The sequence below is a fragment of the Aerophototrophica crusticola genome, from assembly GCF_012913305.1.
GTDB classification, from domain to species: Bacteria; Pseudomonadota; Alphaproteobacteria; order Azospirillales; family Azospirillaceae; genus Niveispirillum; species Niveispirillum crusticola.
The window spans coordinates 3,199,100-3,212,655 of the sequence record NZ_CP051775.1; the positions used below are offsets into that span (position 1 = coordinate 3,199,100).

Annotated in this window: 16 protein-coding genes, 1 tRNA gene and 2 pseudogenes; 9 read left to right on the top strand and 10 right to left on the bottom strand. The window is 65.0% G+C overall.

Annotated features, from left to right (window positions below):
* Positions 1-12: 12 nt before the first annotated feature.
* Positions 13-717, bottom strand: coding sequence for a CoA transferase subunit A (locus HHL28_RS15650; protein WP_075770170.1), 705 nt, complete (start codon positions 715-717; stop codon positions 13-15).
* Positions 718-934: 217 nt separating this feature from the next.
* On the opposite strand from HHL28_RS15650, the gene HHL28_RS15655 reads away from it, so the two are divergent.
* Together HHL28_RS15655 and HHL28_RS15660 are read left to right on the top strand one after the other, a co-directional pair.
* Positions 935-1,288 (top strand): carboxymuconolactone decarboxylase family protein, encoded by a 354-nt coding sequence (locus HHL28_RS15655; RefSeq protein WP_075770171.1) that lies wholly within the window; start codon positions 935-937, stop codon positions 1,286-1,288.
* A 131-nt stretch (positions 1,289-1,419) separates the two neighbouring features.
* A complete protein-coding gene (locus HHL28_RS15660; RefSeq protein ID WP_075770172.1) occupies positions 1,420-2,067 on the top strand; it encodes a MarC family protein in 648 nt (215 codons plus the stop codon).
* Positions 2,068-2,165: 98 nt separating this feature from the next.
* On the opposite strand, the gene HHL28_RS15665 is transcribed toward HHL28_RS15660, so the two are convergent.
* From HHL28_RS15665 to HHL28_RS15680, 5 genes are all read right to left on the bottom strand, one after another.
* Positions 2,166-2,570 carry a gamma-butyrobetaine hydroxylase-like domain-containing protein gene (locus tag HHL28_RS15665; RefSeq protein WP_075770279.1) on the bottom strand — a complete coding sequence of 135 codons (405 nt, stop codon included), beginning with the start codon at positions 2,568-2,570 and terminating at the stop codon, positions 2,166-2,168.
* 9 nt (positions 2,571-2,579) lie between these two features.
* A complete protein-coding gene (locus HHL28_RS15670) occupies positions 2,580-2,774 on the bottom strand; it encodes a Trm112 family protein (RefSeq protein WP_075770173.1) in 195 nt (64 codons plus the stop codon).
* A gap of 81 nt (positions 2,775-2,855) precedes the next feature.
* Positions 2,856-3,110, bottom strand: coding sequence for a hypothetical protein (locus HHL28_RS18875; protein WP_404325942.1), 255 nt, complete (start codon positions 3,108-3,110; stop codon positions 2,856-2,858).
* The gene (locus tag HHL28_RS15675) at positions 3,047-3,514 is read right to left on the bottom strand and encodes an LON peptidase substrate-binding domain-containing protein (RefSeq protein WP_404325943.1); all 468 of its coding nucleotides are present in this window, start codon (positions 3,512-3,514) and stop codon (positions 3,047-3,049) included. The genes HHL28_RS18875 and HHL28_RS15675 overlap by 64 nt, the downstream gene beginning before the upstream one ends.
* The gene (locus HHL28_RS15680; RefSeq protein ID WP_075770175.1) at positions 3,511-4,452 is read right to left on the bottom strand and encodes a thioredoxin family protein; all 942 of its coding nucleotides are present in this window, start codon (positions 4,450-4,452) and stop codon (positions 3,511-3,513) included. The genes HHL28_RS15675 and HHL28_RS15680 overlap by 4 nt, the downstream gene beginning before the upstream one ends.
* A gap of 266 nt (positions 4,453-4,718) precedes the next feature.
* Between HHL28_RS15680 and HHL28_RS15685 the strand changes: the two genes are divergently transcribed.
* The 5 genes and pseudogenes from HHL28_RS15685 (at position 4,719) to HHL28_RS15700 (ending at position 7,192) form a co-directional block, all read left to right on the top strand.
* A tRNA-Gly gene (locus tag HHL28_RS15685) sits at positions 4,719-4,793 on the top strand.
* Between the two features lie 218 nt (positions 4,794-5,011).
* Positions 5,012-5,257, top strand: a complete 246-nt coding sequence (locus tag HHL28_RS15690; RefSeq protein WP_075770176.1) for a hypothetical protein — start codon at positions 5,012-5,014, stop codon at positions 5,255-5,257.
* Positions 5,254-6,039: pseudogene (locus HHL28_RS15695) on the top strand (DUF6079 family protein); the annotation flags it as partial. The gene HHL28_RS15690 and the pseudogene HHL28_RS15695, both read left to right, overlap by 4 nt.
* A gap of 68 nt (positions 6,040-6,107) precedes the next feature.
* Positions 6,108-6,455 (top strand): annotated as a pseudogene (locus HHL28_RS18880) (DUF6079 family protein); the annotation flags it as partial.
* A gap of 146 nt (positions 6,456-6,601) precedes the next feature.
* Complete coding sequence (locus tag HHL28_RS15700) at positions 6,602-7,192, top strand: DUF6079 family protein (protein WP_075770178.1); 591 nt, start codon at positions 6,602-6,604, stop codon at positions 7,190-7,192.
* Here HHL28_RS15700 and HHL28_RS15705 read toward each other — a convergent pair.
* Positions 7,098-8,309, bottom strand: a complete 1,212-nt coding sequence (locus HHL28_RS15705; protein ID WP_169655430.1) for a hypothetical protein — start codon at positions 8,307-8,309, stop codon at positions 7,098-7,100. The two genes, HHL28_RS15700 and HHL28_RS15705, sit on opposite strands and share 95 nt — an antisense overlap.
* A gap of 92 nt (positions 8,310-8,401) precedes the next feature.
* Here HHL28_RS15705 and HHL28_RS15710 point away from each other — a divergent pair, with 92 nt between their 5' ends.
* Entirely contained in the window at positions 8,402-8,806 is a 405-nt protein-coding gene (locus tag HHL28_RS15710) for a hypothetical protein (protein ID WP_404325945.1), read from the top strand.
* On the opposite strand, the gene HHL28_RS15715 is transcribed toward HHL28_RS15710, so the two are convergent.
* A complete protein-coding gene (locus HHL28_RS15715) occupies positions 8,798-9,052 on the bottom strand; it encodes an HNH endonuclease (RefSeq protein WP_075770180.1) in 255 nt (84 codons plus the stop codon). The two genes, HHL28_RS15710 and HHL28_RS15715, sit on opposite strands and share 9 nt — an antisense overlap.
* Before the next feature lie 70 nt (positions 9,053-9,122).
* On the opposite strand from HHL28_RS15715, the gene HHL28_RS15720 reads away from it, so the two are divergent.
* Positions 9,123-9,986, top strand: a complete 864-nt coding sequence (locus tag HHL28_RS15720) for a hypothetical protein (RefSeq protein ID WP_169655434.1) — start codon at positions 9,123-9,125, stop codon at positions 9,984-9,986.
* Here the strand turns inward: HHL28_RS15720 and HHL28_RS15725 are convergent.
* Both HHL28_RS15725 and HHL28_RS15730 read right to left on the bottom strand, forming a co-directional pair.
* The gene (locus HHL28_RS15725) at positions 9,918-10,496 is read right to left on the bottom strand and encodes an AAA domain-containing protein (protein ID WP_169655436.1); all 579 of its coding nucleotides are present in this window, start codon (positions 10,494-10,496) and stop codon (positions 9,918-9,920) included. The two genes, HHL28_RS15720 and HHL28_RS15725, sit on opposite strands and share 69 nt — an antisense overlap.
* Complete coding sequence (locus tag HHL28_RS15730) at positions 10,457-13,507, bottom strand: AAA domain-containing protein (RefSeq protein WP_169655438.1); 3,051 nt, start codon at positions 13,505-13,507, stop codon at positions 10,457-10,459. Before HHL28_RS15730 ends, HHL28_RS15725 begins: the two co-directional genes overlap by 40 nt.
* Positions 13,508-13,556: the final 49 nt, after the last annotated feature.

Below are 13,556 nucleotides of genomic sequence, written 5' to 3' on the forward strand. Positions count from 1 at the left end.
ATCCGCCCTCCCTCAGTTCCGCTTCCGGGTGGTGCGCTGCTCGATGCGCTTCTCGTAGTCCTTCCCCTGGACCAGCCGCTGCACGAAGATGCCGGGGGTGTGGACATGGTCGGGGTCGATCTGGCCGACCTGGACCAGCTGCTCCACCTCCGCCACCGTGACCTTGCCGGCCATGGCCATCATCGGGTTGAAGTTCCGGGCGGTCTTCCGATAGACGAGGTTGCCTTCCGTGTCGCCCTTCCAGGCCTTGACGATGGCCAGGTCGGCGCGCAGGCCCCGCTCCATCACATAGGTCTCGCCGTCGAACTCCCGCACCTCCTTGCCCTCCGCCACCAGCGTGCCGACGCCGGTCTTGGTGAAGAAGGCGGGGATGCCGGCGCCGCCGGCGCGGATGCGTTCCGCCAGGGTGCCCTGGGGGTTGAACTCCAGCTCCAGCTCGCCGGACAGGTACTGCTGGGCGAACAGCTTGTTCTCCCCCACATAGGAGGAGACCATCTTGCGGATCTGCTTGGTTTCCAGCAGGACGCCCAAGCCGAAGCCGTCCACGCCCGCGTTGTTGGAGACCACGGTCAGGCCCTTCACGCCCGACAGCTTGATGGCCGCGATCAGGTTTTCCGGGATGCCGCACAGGCCGAAGCCGCCGGCCATGATGGTCATGTCGTCGCGCAGCAGCCCCGCCAGCGCCTCGACAGCGTCCGCATAGACCTTGTTGCTCATGGGCGTGCCTGTCGGCCTCCTCCTGGTTGTGCGGTGCGTCCGGGTTTAAGGGGCGCCCGCGGCCCTGTCAATCAGCCGCACGGGGCAGAATGGTGAAAATCGAATCAGGTTTCAAGTCTGGTGCTCCCCCGTGTCGTGACGACGCACCGGGCTTGATATCTGCATACGTTTGAAGATATGCAGGATCAACGACCACCCGATTTGAAGGGAGCATGCCATGCACAAGGACTGGCCCGCCATGACGACGGAGCTGAACGGCGCGATCCGCGACCTGCGCGGGGGTGCCGCCGACGTGATGAAGGCCTTCAGCGGCATCGCCCAGGCCGCGCTGAAGCCCGGGGCCCTGGACACCAAGACGAAGGAGCTTGTCGCCCTGGCCATCGCCGTCGCCACCCGCTGCGACGGCTGCGTCGCCTTCCACGCCAAGGCCGCCGTGGAGCAGGGCGCCAGCCGGGAAGAGGTGATGGAGACCATGGGCATGGCCATCTACATGGGCGCCGGCCCCTCCGTCATGTACGCCGCCCAGGCGGTGGAGGCGTATGACCAGTTCCGGGAGAAGAAGGCCGGATAAAGTCCCCGCATCCCCGGTATGACGCGGCCGGCCATGGACCGGGCACCTCTTCCACGTTAGGTCTCCCCCGCCCCTGACGGTCCCGCCCCTATCCCGGGGCGGGATCCCCCGTCGGGGCGGCTGGACCTGACATGACCGACCTCCTCCTCTCCACCCTTATCGCCTTCCTGGTCACCATCGACCCCATCGGGCTGGGACCCATGTTCGCCGGGCTGACGGCGGGGATGGACGCGCGCTATCGCCGCCGCACCGCCGTGAAGGGCGTGCTGATCGGGGCGGGGCTGCTGTTCGGCTTTGCCTTCGTGGGCGAGCTGCTGCTGAACAGCCTCGGCATCGGCACCGGCGCCTTCCGCATCGCCGGCGGCATCCTGTTGCTGATGGTGGCCATCGACATGGTGTTCGCCCGGGAGAGCGGCCTGCGCACCGCCACCCCGGACGAGAAGGAGGAGGCCCTGCACAAGGCCGACATCTCCGTCTTTCCGCTTGCCATCCCGTTGATCGCCGGGCCGGGCGCCATGACCAGCACCGTGCTGTTGATGGGGCGCGCCGACGGGGACCCGCTGGCCCAGGCGGCGGTGCTGGGCGTGCTGGCCGCCGTGCTGGCGGGGACGCTGCTGGTGCTGCTGTTCGCGGGGGAGGTCAGCCGCCTGCTGGGCGTCACCGGCATCAACGTGATCAACCGGGTGCTGGGCATCCTGCTGGCCGCCCTGGCCTGCCAGTTCGTCATCGACGGCATCATCGAGAGCGGCGTGCTGGCCCAGCGGGCGGGCGGGTCGTAAGATTTCCAGTTCCTCAGGCGCTGGCGCCGCATCCGCGGCTTGGCTTGCGCGACCACGTGGTCGCGCGGCGGCAGTCGCCGCCGGGCCGGTTCCCGGCCTCAGCGCCGCCCGCGCGGCTCCCGGCTGAGGCCCTTGGCGTCCAGTGCCGAGAGGTAGGCGGCCCACTTCTCGTCCTGTTTGGCACCCAGCTCGTACAGGTAGGTCCAGCTGTAGATGCCGGTGTCGTGGCCGTCGTCGAAGATCAGGCGAACGGCGTAGTTGCCCACCGGCTCCACGCCCGTGACGGCCACGGTGGCCTTGCCGGCCACGGTCTGCTTCTGCCCGGGGCCGTGGCCCTGCACCTCGGCCGAGGGGCTTTCCACCCGCAGGTACTCCGCGGGAAGGCGGAAGGTCGCGCCGTCGTCGAAGCGTAGTTCCAGCACCCGCTCCGCCCGCTTCAGCTTGATCTCCTCCGGCCAGTGGCGGGTGCCGTGGGGGTCGGTGGCGAAGCGTTCCTCGGCCATGCCCATGCCTCAGGCGGCCGGGGCGTCGAGGGGGCGGGCCTCGTCCACCAGCATGATGGGGATGCCGTCGCGGATGGGATAGGCCAAGCCGGCGCGGTCGCTGACCAGCTCCTGCCGCTCGGAATCATACCGCAGGGGGCCCTTGGTCAGGGGGCAGACCAGGATCTCCAGCAGCTTGGGGTCCACCTTGGCGGGCTCGGGCATGGGGTGCCTCCTCTTCTCGCGTGCGATACGGGTGTAGCAGCGGGGTGGCCGGGTTGACCAGCCTTCCCAAGGGCAAAACCCCTAATGCCGCGCCGTCTCCCCGCCCGGCACGTCGTGCACCGCCATCTCGATCAGGGTCTGCAGCAGGTCGGCCCGGTCCTTCAGGCACGGCGCCTCCAGCAGGGCCTGCTTCTCCGGCGGGTCGAAGGGGCAGATCATGGCGAGCGAGGTGATCAGCCGTTCGTCCTCCGCCCCCGTCACCGCGTCCCAGTTCACGGTGATGCCCTGCTGGCGGAAATACTGGCGCAGTACCGGCACCAGCCGGTCGCGGTCCACCCCGCCCACCTCCTCCGCCAGGTCGGCCGCGAAGGGGGTCCAGTCCGGCACCACGCGCCGGTAGCCCCGGGTGGTGGGCAGCTCCTCCCCAGGGCGAACCGGCAGACGCCGGTCAGGGTGATGAGGAAGCGGCCGTCATCCGTCTCCGCGAAGGAGGTGATGCGGCCGGCACAGCCCAGGCCATAGAGGCGCGGCGGTCGTTCCGGCGCCTCCGTGGCCTGGGGCTGGATCATGCCGATCATCCGGTCCGAGGCCAGCGCGTCCTGGACCATGGCCAGGTAGCGCGGCTCGAAGATGTTCAGGGGCAGCTTGCCCCGGGGCAGCAGCAGCACCCCCATGAGGGGGAACACCGGGATGCTGCCCGGCAGTTGCTCGAAGGTGGGGTCGAACGGGTTTGCGGTCATGAAAATAAGATAGAGGACAATTTCCGTCGGGCCATGACCGTCAGCTTGTCCGTGGGCCCGAAAGCCTCAAAAAGTTTGACGAGCTGCTTGCGGGCGGCCTGCTCGTTCCACTCCCGGTCGCGCTTCACGATCTCCAACAGCGCCTCCACCGCCGGTTCCCGCTGCCCGTTGGCATAGAGGGCCATGGCCAGGTCGTAACGGGCCTGGTGGTCGTCGGGGTCCCGGGCCACCTTGGCCTGCAGCTCGCCCACCGGGCCGGCCTCGGCGGCCTGCTTCTTAAGGTCGAGCTGGGTGCGGATGGCCGCCAGCTCCGGCGCCTTGGCCAGGGCCGGCGGGGCCTCGGCCAGCATCTGCTCGGCCTCCTGCGTCTGGTCCACGGCCAGCAGGCAGCGGATCAGGCCGGCATAGGCCGCGGCGTTCTCCGGCTCCTCCTGCATCACGGCGCTGTACAGGGCGGCGGCCTGCTGCGGGTCGCCGCCCTCCAGCAACTGCTTCGCCTCCTCCAGCACCTGGGCCAGGTCGGGGCCGCCGGCAGCGCCGCCGGCCATCTGCACCAGCCGGTCCACGAACTGCTTCACCTGGCTTTCGGGCAGGGCGCCCTGGAAGCCGTCCACGGGCCGGCCCTGGAAGAAGGCGTAGACCGTGGGGATGGACTGCACGCGGAGCTGCCCGGCCACGGCCGGGTTCTTGTCCGTGTCGATCTTCACCATGCGCACGGCGCCCTTGGCCGCGCGGACCGCCTTTTCCAGGAGGGGGCCCAGCGTCTTGCAGGGGCCGCACCAGGTGGCCCAGAAATCGACGATGACGGGCACGTTGCGCGACGCCTCGATCACGTCGGCCATGAAGCTGGCGTCCGTGCCGTCCTTCACCGGGTCGGCTCCGGCGGGGGCGTTGGCGGGGGCCGGCTTGGCGCCGGGGCCCATGGGGAAACCTTGCATGGCTGTCGTCCGTCCCGTGGTCTTCTTCGCGTGTGGCCCCGGCCCGGGGCGGGTCCCGGGGCTGTCCGGGGTTATATAGGCCACCCGTCCCCGTTGCGCCAACAGGGCAGCCGGGCGAGGCGCGCAGGGGCCCCCAAGTTTTTTCATGAAGGCCCAACAAAAGGCTTGCGCGGCCAAATTTGCTGGCTATATTCCGCGCTCACCGCCGGGCACCACCCGGTGGCGCCCTGAAACGGGCCGCCGGAAACGGCGAATTGACTGGCGATGCGGGCGTAGCTCAGGGGTAGAGCACAACCTTGCCAAGGTTGGGGTCGAGGGTTCGAATCCCTTCGCCCGCTCCAGTCAAATCAAGGGTTTAGCAAAAGGGCCGGGTGCTTACCCGGCCCTTTTGCTTTGTCCGGGTAAGCACTGGGTAAGCAGCGGGCCGGAACAAAGGTTTACGCGCCGTATCCCGAGGGATCGGGGGCGTTGCCCGAGGGATCGGGGGCGACATCCCGAGGAGTCGGGGGCTGCTGCCCGAGGTCCTGGGGGAGGGCGCCCACCCCGCCGGGCGGCCGCCATGACCAGCGCCGACGCCCTGCCTCCGCCCGGGCGCATGGTCCGGGTTGCCCGGGCTGCCCGCCAGCATGACGGGGCCGAGATGGTGGAGCCGCGGGAGCTGGCGGCGGCGCGCTTCGTGGCCGGCCAGTCCCCGTCCCTCGCCGCCCGCCGCCTGTTGCTGCTGATGGTGGTGGCCGCGGCGGAGGCCGGCTTCGCCGCCCAGCGGCACCGCTTGGCCAAGGGCGACTGTCCCTGTCGCGGCTGAAGACCAAGGGGGAGCGGAAGGAGTATGAACGGCGGGCCGACAGCCACCGCGCCACCTTGGCGCGCTGGCTGCGGGACAACCTGGAAGCCGCATTGTCGGCACGGCTGAATGGGCGCGATGTGGCACTGTCCGCCCTGGCCGCCGACGCCAGGCTGAAGCCGTCGGAGCGGCGGGACCCCATGTCCCTGCTGGACTTGGCCATGGGCCACCTGCTGGCCACCGCCTTGGAGGACAAGTACCCCCACTACCCGCGCTTCGCCGTGCGGGTGGGGGAAGAGGAGCGGCAGCCCTTCTGCGACGACGCGCTGCGCCTGCTGGCGGGCATGGACCGCTCCCGCCAGGGCCTTGCCGTGCTGGAGGTCTTGCGCCTGCGGGAGGGGGAAGGCATCCGCACCCGCAGCTCCCCTTATGCCAAGGCCATCCTGGAGCAGCGGGGCGAGGGCCAGGTGGTGAACCGGGCCGATTTGGTTCGCGGCACCGACCCGGTGCTGTGGGAGCCGTTCCGGCTGGAGCCGGAGTACCTGTCCGTGTCCGTCGTCGCCCTGGTCCACCAGGGCGACGCGGCGCTGCGCATTGATGGGGTGGAGTATGACGCCACCCGGCTGCGCCAGCTGGCCGGGCTATGCAGCGCCCGGGTGGCCGGGTTCAGCGTGCTGCAACGCCCCAAGGGCATCCCGGAGGGCAAGCTGGCCACCGACCGCGGCTGGGAGGAGCTGGTCCCCGACCTGCGCGCCCAGGCGGAGCTGGCCATCACAAACGCCCTGAACGCCAAGCGGGAGCTGCAAGGCGGGCTGCAGCTCTGGGGCCTGCCGCCGCTGACGGCGGGGGAGCAGGCGGCCTGGGCCACCAGGTGGAGCGGTGGAAGGAGTTCCTGGAGGCCCTGCGCGCCTATGACTGCCCGGCCAAGCTGCGCAGCCTGCGCTGGGACCTGGAGACCATCGCCAGCCATGCCCCCGGCCGGCACGCCGTGGCGCAGGTGGTCGCCCTCCGCGAGGCGGTGGAGCAATTATCCTCCCCCACCAACTACCTGATGCAGGCGGAGGGGGTGCTGCGTCCCGACGACCCGTTCCAGGCCAGCCTGGCCGCGGTGCGGGAGGAGGTGCGGGCCCTGTTCGCCGACCCCGCCCGCCGCACCGACCCCGCCGCCCACGCGGGGCTGCACAAGTCGCTGGAGGCGGTGAAGCGCGACTATGTGGAGCATTACCGCCGCCTGCACGCCGCCGCCCGGCTGACCAGCGCGCAGGCGACGGAGCGGGACGCCCGGCTGAAGGGGGGCTGCGGCTCGACCTGGAGCGCCTGTCCGCCATCCCCATCCTGCCCACGGCCCGGCTGGCGGACTGCCACATGCTGGCGGCGCAGGAGCTGGAGCACACCGCCACCTGCCCCCATTGCCAGTTCCGCCCGGCCCAGGACGCCCTGTTCGGCCGCGACATGGCCCGGGCCCTGTCCACCCTGGAGAACCGGCTGCACGGCTTGGGCGACACCTGGACCCAGTCCCTGCGGGCGGAGCTGGCGCGGCCCCAGGCGCAGGAGGGCCTGGCCCTGTTGTCGGCGGCGGAGCGCCGGATGGTGGAGGACTTCCTGGAGGACGGCGCCCTGCCGGAGCCGGTCGAGGACGACTTCGTCGCAGCCCTGCGCGCCGCCCTGCAATCCTTGCGGCCGGTGACGCTGGAGGAAGCCTCCCTGCTGGCCGCCCTGCCTGGCGACGGCGCCCCCACCACCGTCAAGGACCTGCGCGACCGCTTCAACACCGACCTGCGCACCCTGCTGGGCAGTCACACGGAGGCGGAGGTGCGCGTGACCTTCCAGGACGGGGCGAAGGGGTATGGGGACGGGGCGCCTACTCCCCCGCCTTGCCCCCCTTCCCCTCGCCGCGCAGCTTCACGGCGGTGTCCAGCATCTTGTCAAACATCTTCTCGAACGGGGCGGGGTTGAGCTTCTCCCGTTCGATCTCAATGGTGGACTCGCCTTTCTTCAAGCGTTGGTTTCGATCCACCTTCAGCAGTTCTTTGCCAGCGTCCACAAAGGCTTTGCCCTTTGGGTCGGCCGTGCTGGCAAGAAGAGCAACAAGACGCATATCGAGGTTTGTGATCTCGTTTTGAAAGTACTTTATCTCTGATAGGCTAGCTCTATATAGATTTAAGAAGAAGAATGCTATAATCTCGACCAAAAGTGCTACGCTTGATCTCGGTATAAAATAAATCCAGAATTTTGATCCAGACATTTCTGATTGATTGAAGTCTGATAAACTGAATATTAGGATGCCGATTCCTAATGTGCTTATTGCAATTCCAATCAATAAGTTCACGTTCCCACGGCGTGTCAAGCTTTCTACTTCCGCTGCAAGGCGGTCTTTTGCTCTTTGCAATTCAAAATATAGGCTACGTAGAATAATACTGTGTAGCCCGGGAACATCGGACAACAGTGACTGAATAGGTTGGAGGACATCAGCAGACAAACCTTGATCATCCGTATTTTTACTTGATAATGCTGAATATTTGCCCAGATTATGCTCAATATTGTAATGATGTTCTCGTGAAGAAACATCTTTATTTTCGAATCGATCAGAAGAATCAGTTGTATTCATAAGAGAGCTATCTAATTTCTTTTCTGATCCATAACTTTTGTGGTCGTTAAGATAGAAAGCCAACCTTCTGAATAAAAATATAAGGATAAGGAAAATATACCCGCTGCCTCCAGCAATCATCGCAAGCTCAACTATATTTTCGTATTGACTTCTATATGAATTATCAATATACTCTACAAGAAAAAATCTGTGTATCGCCGCAATAATGAAAACCATTGCCGGAGCCCATGAGTATCCAAGAATGCTTCCCTCGGTTTCCGGGGCCAGGAAGTCTGTGTAGGTTTTATTTATATCTGATTTGATTGTTTTCATAAGCTTTCCTGATCTGCGCGACTTTTCATCGCGAAGTTTACGATCAGCAGCCATTTTACCTAATATGTCGAAATTTTCGTTTTGACCGAGACCAGCGTTATCGACGTGCGGCTTCTGCTGAACATCAAGCTGAGTGCTATCCAAGCCTGTCATTTTTTCCTCCGCACTAATGCCATAGTAACATCGCGCGCCATCATTCCGCCACCCCCCACGCCCCCCACCCCATCCCCCCGGCCCTATCGGCTATGGTCGCTGCCTTCCGGGAGTTGAGGGGTTGGGGTTGGTTGGGGGGTGCCCGGGCGGCGGCGGGGGCCGGGGGGCCGGTGGAGTGTCTGGGGCGGCGGTTTCCGGATGAAGGGGCGCGGCGGGACTGGTACCTGGCGCGGCTGGCTGAGAAGCTGCGGGAGCCGGGGTTCCGCGACCAGCCGGGCTTTCCCCAGGCGGATGACGCGACCATCCTGCGCCTGTCGGACCCGCCCTGGTTCACCGCCTGCCCCAACCCGTTCCTGGGGGAGTTCGTGGCCCATGTGGGCCGGCCGCATGACCCGGATGACGTGTACGATGCGCTGTCCTATGCCGACGACGTAGCGGAGGGCAAGACCGGCCTTAGCTATTCAGGTGAGGAACTCGTGTTCATTATGCTACATTAAAATTTTAGGGTCAGGCTTCTCAGCTTGGTTGTTGGGCAAAAGGATGCTCAATTCATGCAATCCATAATATTCTTTGCGATTTGAAAAATCCTCTTTGACCGATTTGCTAAGCTCAAATTTGTATTCTGGGGTAACTGTCACGTAGCCCAGGTCAAAGAGCCGGTGAATATCTCGCTGCATAAGGAGCCCATTTGGTATCGAGTGTTCTCCACCTTCGGCGTAAGGGCGAATGTGGCCAGCCTTCAATGCTGAAAAGACCTTTTCTCCGGTTATTGCACATTTTCTATTGTTTCAGGCTGTCGTCATAACGCAATCGATGCGATTGGATTCTGAAAGAATTCACCAGGAGCTGGAGCGGGAACCCCGCAGCATCGAGGACCTGTACAACCCCTACAAGGACGCCGCCCAGACCTGGCCCGCGAAGGAGCAGGACATCGAGCTGAAGGACCTGCTGCGCTACAACTTCCTGCAATACCAAGGCGACCGGCCGGTGCCGGAGAAGCTGCTGCGCCTGTTGCGCCAGTCCCGCCACGCCTTCCTGAACATGCAGCCGGACGACCCGATGACCAAGCGGCTGGCCAGCGGCGTCTGGTACGTGCCCGAACCCGCCGACCAGGCGGAGATGGAGCGCCAGCGGGAAGAGCATATGTGGGGCGAGTTCCAGCAATACCGCGGCGGCGGCAAGAAGCGCTTCGCCAAGGCCCGACCGAAGGCGGTGCGCATCGGCTTCGGCCGGCTGTTGGACCAGGGCAAGGAGGAAGAGCTGCTGGCCCTGCTGCAACGGGAGTGGGAGCCGTTCCTGTACCGCCAGCTCTCCCCCACGCAAGGCGGCTGGGCGGAAGGGCTGGTGCCGTTCGACGCGCCGGAGGTCCGGCCGCTGCTGGACAACCTTTTCGCCGACGGGCTGCTGCGCCCCTCCACCGCCGTGCCCCTGCGCCGGGTGGCGGGGACTTGGCTGGCCGCGGGGGTGGTGGACGGCACCGCGTCCCGCGACCACGCGGTGGCAGCCCGGGGTTGTTCCCGTTCCTGGAGGCGTAGCCGGAGGAGTGTTGGCCCTTACGAGATGGAAAAGGGTGCGGCGGCCCAGGCTTGGGGCCGCCGCTGCCTCGGGTCATGGCTTTGCGGTTTGCTTTTTGAACACGTCCCAGGTGAGGCGCGGGACCTGTGCTGCCAACTCTGAATAGAATTGGTGCCGGGCCCAGTGCCCGTGGTTACCGATCACATACAAGCGCTGCTTTGCCCGGGTGACCGCGACGTTCAGGATGTTCGGCCGGCGCCCGGCATAGGTTGTGATGGCCCCAGGCCGGCTGGGATTGCCACCGAGCAGCAGGACCACCGCATCCGCTTCCTTTCCTTGGAAGGTGTGGACGGTGCCGCAAATCTGGCGTGCGACCTGCCAGTTGAAAGCGCCGGCGATCAGCTTGCGCATTTCATCCGCGACACGCCGGAAGGGCGATATCACATACACGTTCGCCTTTCCGTCATCCCGGATCAGCCCGCCTTCCTGCTTGGCGATGGCGCGCAGCAATTCCAAGGCCCGTGCGCCTTCGTCGGGAAGCCAGTGCCCGTCATTGCTGGCCCCGACCACGTCGATCCAGCAGCTCGCCCCTAGCCATGGCTTGGTATCCTTGCCCATGGTCCCGTAGACCATCAGGCCCTTGTAGGCGATGGTGTTGGCGATGTCGAACATCGGGCGGAAGCACCGGCGATGGACCCGCAAGGGGAGCCGACCCAGATCCGGCCCCCGTCCTCGTTACCGTCCTCGTTACCGTCGTCGGGTGTCTCGTCCTGCTTGATCCAGGTCCCCAGGGGATTGGCCCGGTCCGCCAAGACCTGCACGGAGTGGAGGGACGGGTCCCAGGCCTCGGTCACCCCCAGGGTCCGCCCCAGCGCCGAGATGGCGCGCTTCGGTACCGTCATCACAGGCTCCACCTGGAGAGGATCGCCGACGATCACCGCGCGGCGGGCACGCCACAGGGCCCCGGCGGCGAGCTGCGGCGTTGCCTGCCCTGCCTCATCGACAAGGACCCACCCGATGCTCTCCCGCCCCAGCCCGGGGAAAAGTCGGCCGAACGACGCGAAGGTCGTGGACACGACGGGAACCGAGAGGAAGAAGGTATTCCAGAGGGTCGCCCCGCCATCATGCAGCCGACTGTGGTGCATGCTTCCCTGCAGCAGCTCCACGAAGACGCGCATGTTGGCCGCAAACCGCTTCTGTGCCCCGGCCAGGAAGGCGCGATGCAGGTCGAGGGCGGCAAGGAACAGCTCTGCCCTGGCCTCCCGTGCCGTTTCATCATCCCAAGGCGCCCAGAGCTGGAGCTCGTCCACTGGCGCATGGAATTTGCGCCATCTACCTAGGGCTTCCAGCGTGGTCCCGTTTCGGGTGATCTCGCCCAAGCTGGCCGCCATGATCGCTTGATTGCCCACGATCGCCCGTTCCAGGGCGCCAAGCTTCACCTGGGCACCCGCGCAGGCCTGTTCCGCTGCTGTCATTGCCGCATGGGCGCGGCCGAACTCAGCCTCTGCGGTCGCCATCTGCTGCCTGACCCCTTCGGCCGCGGCGTCTTGGGCCACGCCAAGGTCACGCAGCCGGCCTAGGGCGGCGTTCAACTCCGTCGATGCCTTCACCCATCGCTTATGCCAGCTTTCCGCTTGCTCAAGCTGGGCAACGATCCCCCTCAGCCGGTTCTCCGCGGCGTCCAGGGCCGTCCTGGCCTGCTCGACCTTTGCCGCCTTCTCGGACTTCTCCCTCTCCCATTCTCTCAATGCCTTGCCCAAACTCAGGAGGTTCCGCAGGCCGCCAGGCCGCAAAGCCAGATGGTTCTCATAGTCCCTTCTGGCGTCGTCATATGCCCGCTGGGCCTGCCTCACGCCAAGTTCGGCATCATTCTTTTCCCGCTTCTTCTTTTCCACGTCCAGGGTGGGCCGGGACTTGTCAAGTTTCTGGAGCTTCTGCTGCAGGGTGTCCCGTTCGACCAGTGCCTTATGGGCGTTCGAGAGCGATTGGAAGGCGGCCTGTCGCAGGTCGCGCTGCTGCCTTGCCGCGGCCAACGTTTCCGAGAGACGGGTCACCTCCCGTCGGGCATCCGGTAGGCCCGCCTCGGCCTTATCGGACTCGACCTTGGCCTGGTCATGCCGCAACAGCGCCTGGGCAAGCTTTTGCACTCGGGCGAGGGCCTCTTTCGCCCGATCCAAGGCTGCCGAGAAGGCTTTACGCGCGTCATCCCAGCTTGGGCTACGCTCAGCCTCCTGCGCCAGCGCCGTCTGGATTGACACGGCGCCCGTGGCGTTAACCCTTCCCCTTTCCGGTTGCTGCGCGAACCAGAAGCGGCCAATGAAATCACTTCGGTTGGCCTTGTTCCCCAGCACGGCGCTGATCAAGCCCCAGGTCGCGCCGGGCGAGCGGCTGTTCCTCTCGGTGCAGGCAAGGGTGTCCGCGACGTCAGCGAAGTGCCTGTAGGACCCGTAGCCCTTCCCGAGGGCGGAGATGCCCGGCAGTTCCCGCGTGACGTTCTCGACTGCCGCGTTGTTGGCCGACGCCACGACGATCCCGAAGTCCATCAGACGTTCGTCAATCGCGTAATAAGGGTATTGCTGGCCCTCGATCCGGATCGATTTCGTGAAGGCTTTTTCCGGCGATCCGAACTCTGCCAGCACCAGCGCGCGTTGGACCACGATCTGGGCAACCACATCCCGGAGCAACGTCGTCTTGCCTGTCCCGGGCGGGCCGTTGATCGAGAAAATCCCCTCGTCGGCCAGGCGCTCGAAGATCGTGTTCACCCCGGCTTGCTGGGCAAAGGCCAAGGGGTGCTCGGACGCCCAGCGTCCCAAGGGGAACTTTTCGGGAGCGACCATGGCGAAGGCCGCGTTGCGGTCATTCGCCACGTCCTTCTTCGCCTCTCGCGTCCCGAACAGGTACGATTGGAACGCTACGCCGACGTCCCCCGCCCTCACCGCGTCCTGCACAAGTTTCAGGTCCGGCGCGATGAAGCTGTTCAGGATTTCGTCGTCGGAACGATCGCCATTGGCTTCGATTGAAACGGAAACTGTTTTGGCGCGCACCGGAACGGCGATCTGGGGGGAATACTCGGCCAGCCTCTCGACAAGTTCCCGTATCGCGGCGATGTCGTCGTGGGTTAAGGGGGTCTTGCAAACGGTATCCGCGTCCAGGCCGCAACCCTTTGCATAAGCCGGGGACAGCACTGCCCGTTCAACGACCAGTGCCCGCACGCGCGATACGGCTTGGGTACAGAAATCCTCAAACTCATCCGGATCGAGCGGCATCTGAGGTTGGTGCCTGATTTTCCCTGCCGCCCAGACAAGGCTGCTGATAGATATGTCTGACGCGATGCGACCTTCCGCATCGACGGTGAATGACAGCATGGCTGCTGGCTTGGACGGCTGGAACTCCTCTTGTTCTTCGAGCAGACCCAAAGATTTACGCAAGTTTTCGACAACCCAAGACATATCCATCAAGCCGACGTACAGTATGGACTGCCAGACTTTCTTTTCGATATACGGTTGAGTTCGTATTTTTATTTGATCTTGCCATGGATACTCGCCATTCGCTTCTATAGTCCATACGCGATTTTTTGCATCCTCATCGGGAGCGGTTGCGGGTTGAAGATACTCGATTGACAACCAATACTTGATGATCTGCAACGCTGTTTGCACTCTGATCTCCGTTTGACGCTCGAACACGGTCCAGATACACGCGGGAACAATGTCCGTTATATGCCGATGTAGGATT

What these genes read in the sequence shown, in the direction of transcription:
- HHL28_RS15650 (WP_075770170.1), bottom strand. Translation starts at nt 717, where the DNA reads ATGAGCAACAAGGTCTATGCGGACGCTGTCGAGGCGCTGGCGGGGCTG.
- HHL28_RS15655 (WP_075770171.1), top strand. Translation starts at nt 935, where the DNA reads ATGCACAAGGACTGGCCCGCCATGACGACGGAGCTGAACGGCGCGATC.
- HHL28_RS15660 (WP_075770172.1), top strand. Translation starts at nt 1,420, where the DNA reads ATGACCGACCTCCTCCTCTCCACCCTTATCGCCTTCCTGGTCACCATC.
- HHL28_RS15665 (WP_075770279.1), bottom strand. Translation starts at nt 2,570, where the DNA reads ATGGCCGAGGAACGCTTCGCCACCGACCCCCACGGCACCCGCCACTGG.
- HHL28_RS15670 (WP_075770173.1), bottom strand. Translation starts at nt 2,774, where the DNA reads ATGCCCGAGCCCGCCAAGGTGGACCCCAAGCTGCTGGAGATCCTGGTC.
- HHL28_RS15675 (WP_404325943.1), bottom strand. Translation starts at nt 3,514, where the DNA reads ATGACCGCAAACCCGTTCGACCCCACCTTCGAGCAACTGCCGGGCAGC.
- HHL28_RS15680 (WP_075770175.1), bottom strand. Translation starts at nt 4,452, where the DNA reads ATGCAAGGTTTCCCCATGGGCCCCGGCGCCAAGCCGGCCCCCGCCAAC.
- HHL28_RS15690 (WP_075770176.1), top strand. Translation starts at nt 5,012, where the DNA reads ATGACCAGCGCCGACGCCCTGCCTCCGCCCGGGCGCATGGTCCGGGTT.
- HHL28_RS15700 (WP_075770178.1), top strand. Translation starts at nt 6,602, where the DNA reads ATGCTGGCGGCGCAGGAGCTGGAGCACACCGCCACCTGCCCCCATTGC.
- HHL28_RS15705 (WP_169655430.1), bottom strand. Translation starts at nt 8,309, where the DNA reads ATGACAGGCTTGGATAGCACTCAGCTTGATGTTCAGCAGAAGCCGCAC.
- HHL28_RS15710 (WP_404325945.1), top strand. Translation starts at nt 8,402, where the DNA reads ATGGTCGCTGCCTTCCGGGAGTTGAGGGGTTGGGGTTGGTTGGGGGGT.
- HHL28_RS15720 (WP_169655434.1), top strand. Translation starts at nt 9,123, where the DNA reads ATGCGATTGGATTCTGAAAGAATTCACCAGGAGCTGGAGCGGGAACCC.
- HHL28_RS15725 (WP_169655436.1), bottom strand. Translation starts at nt 10,496, where the DNA reads ATGTTCGACATCGCCAACACCATCGCCTACAAGGGCCTGATGGTCTAC.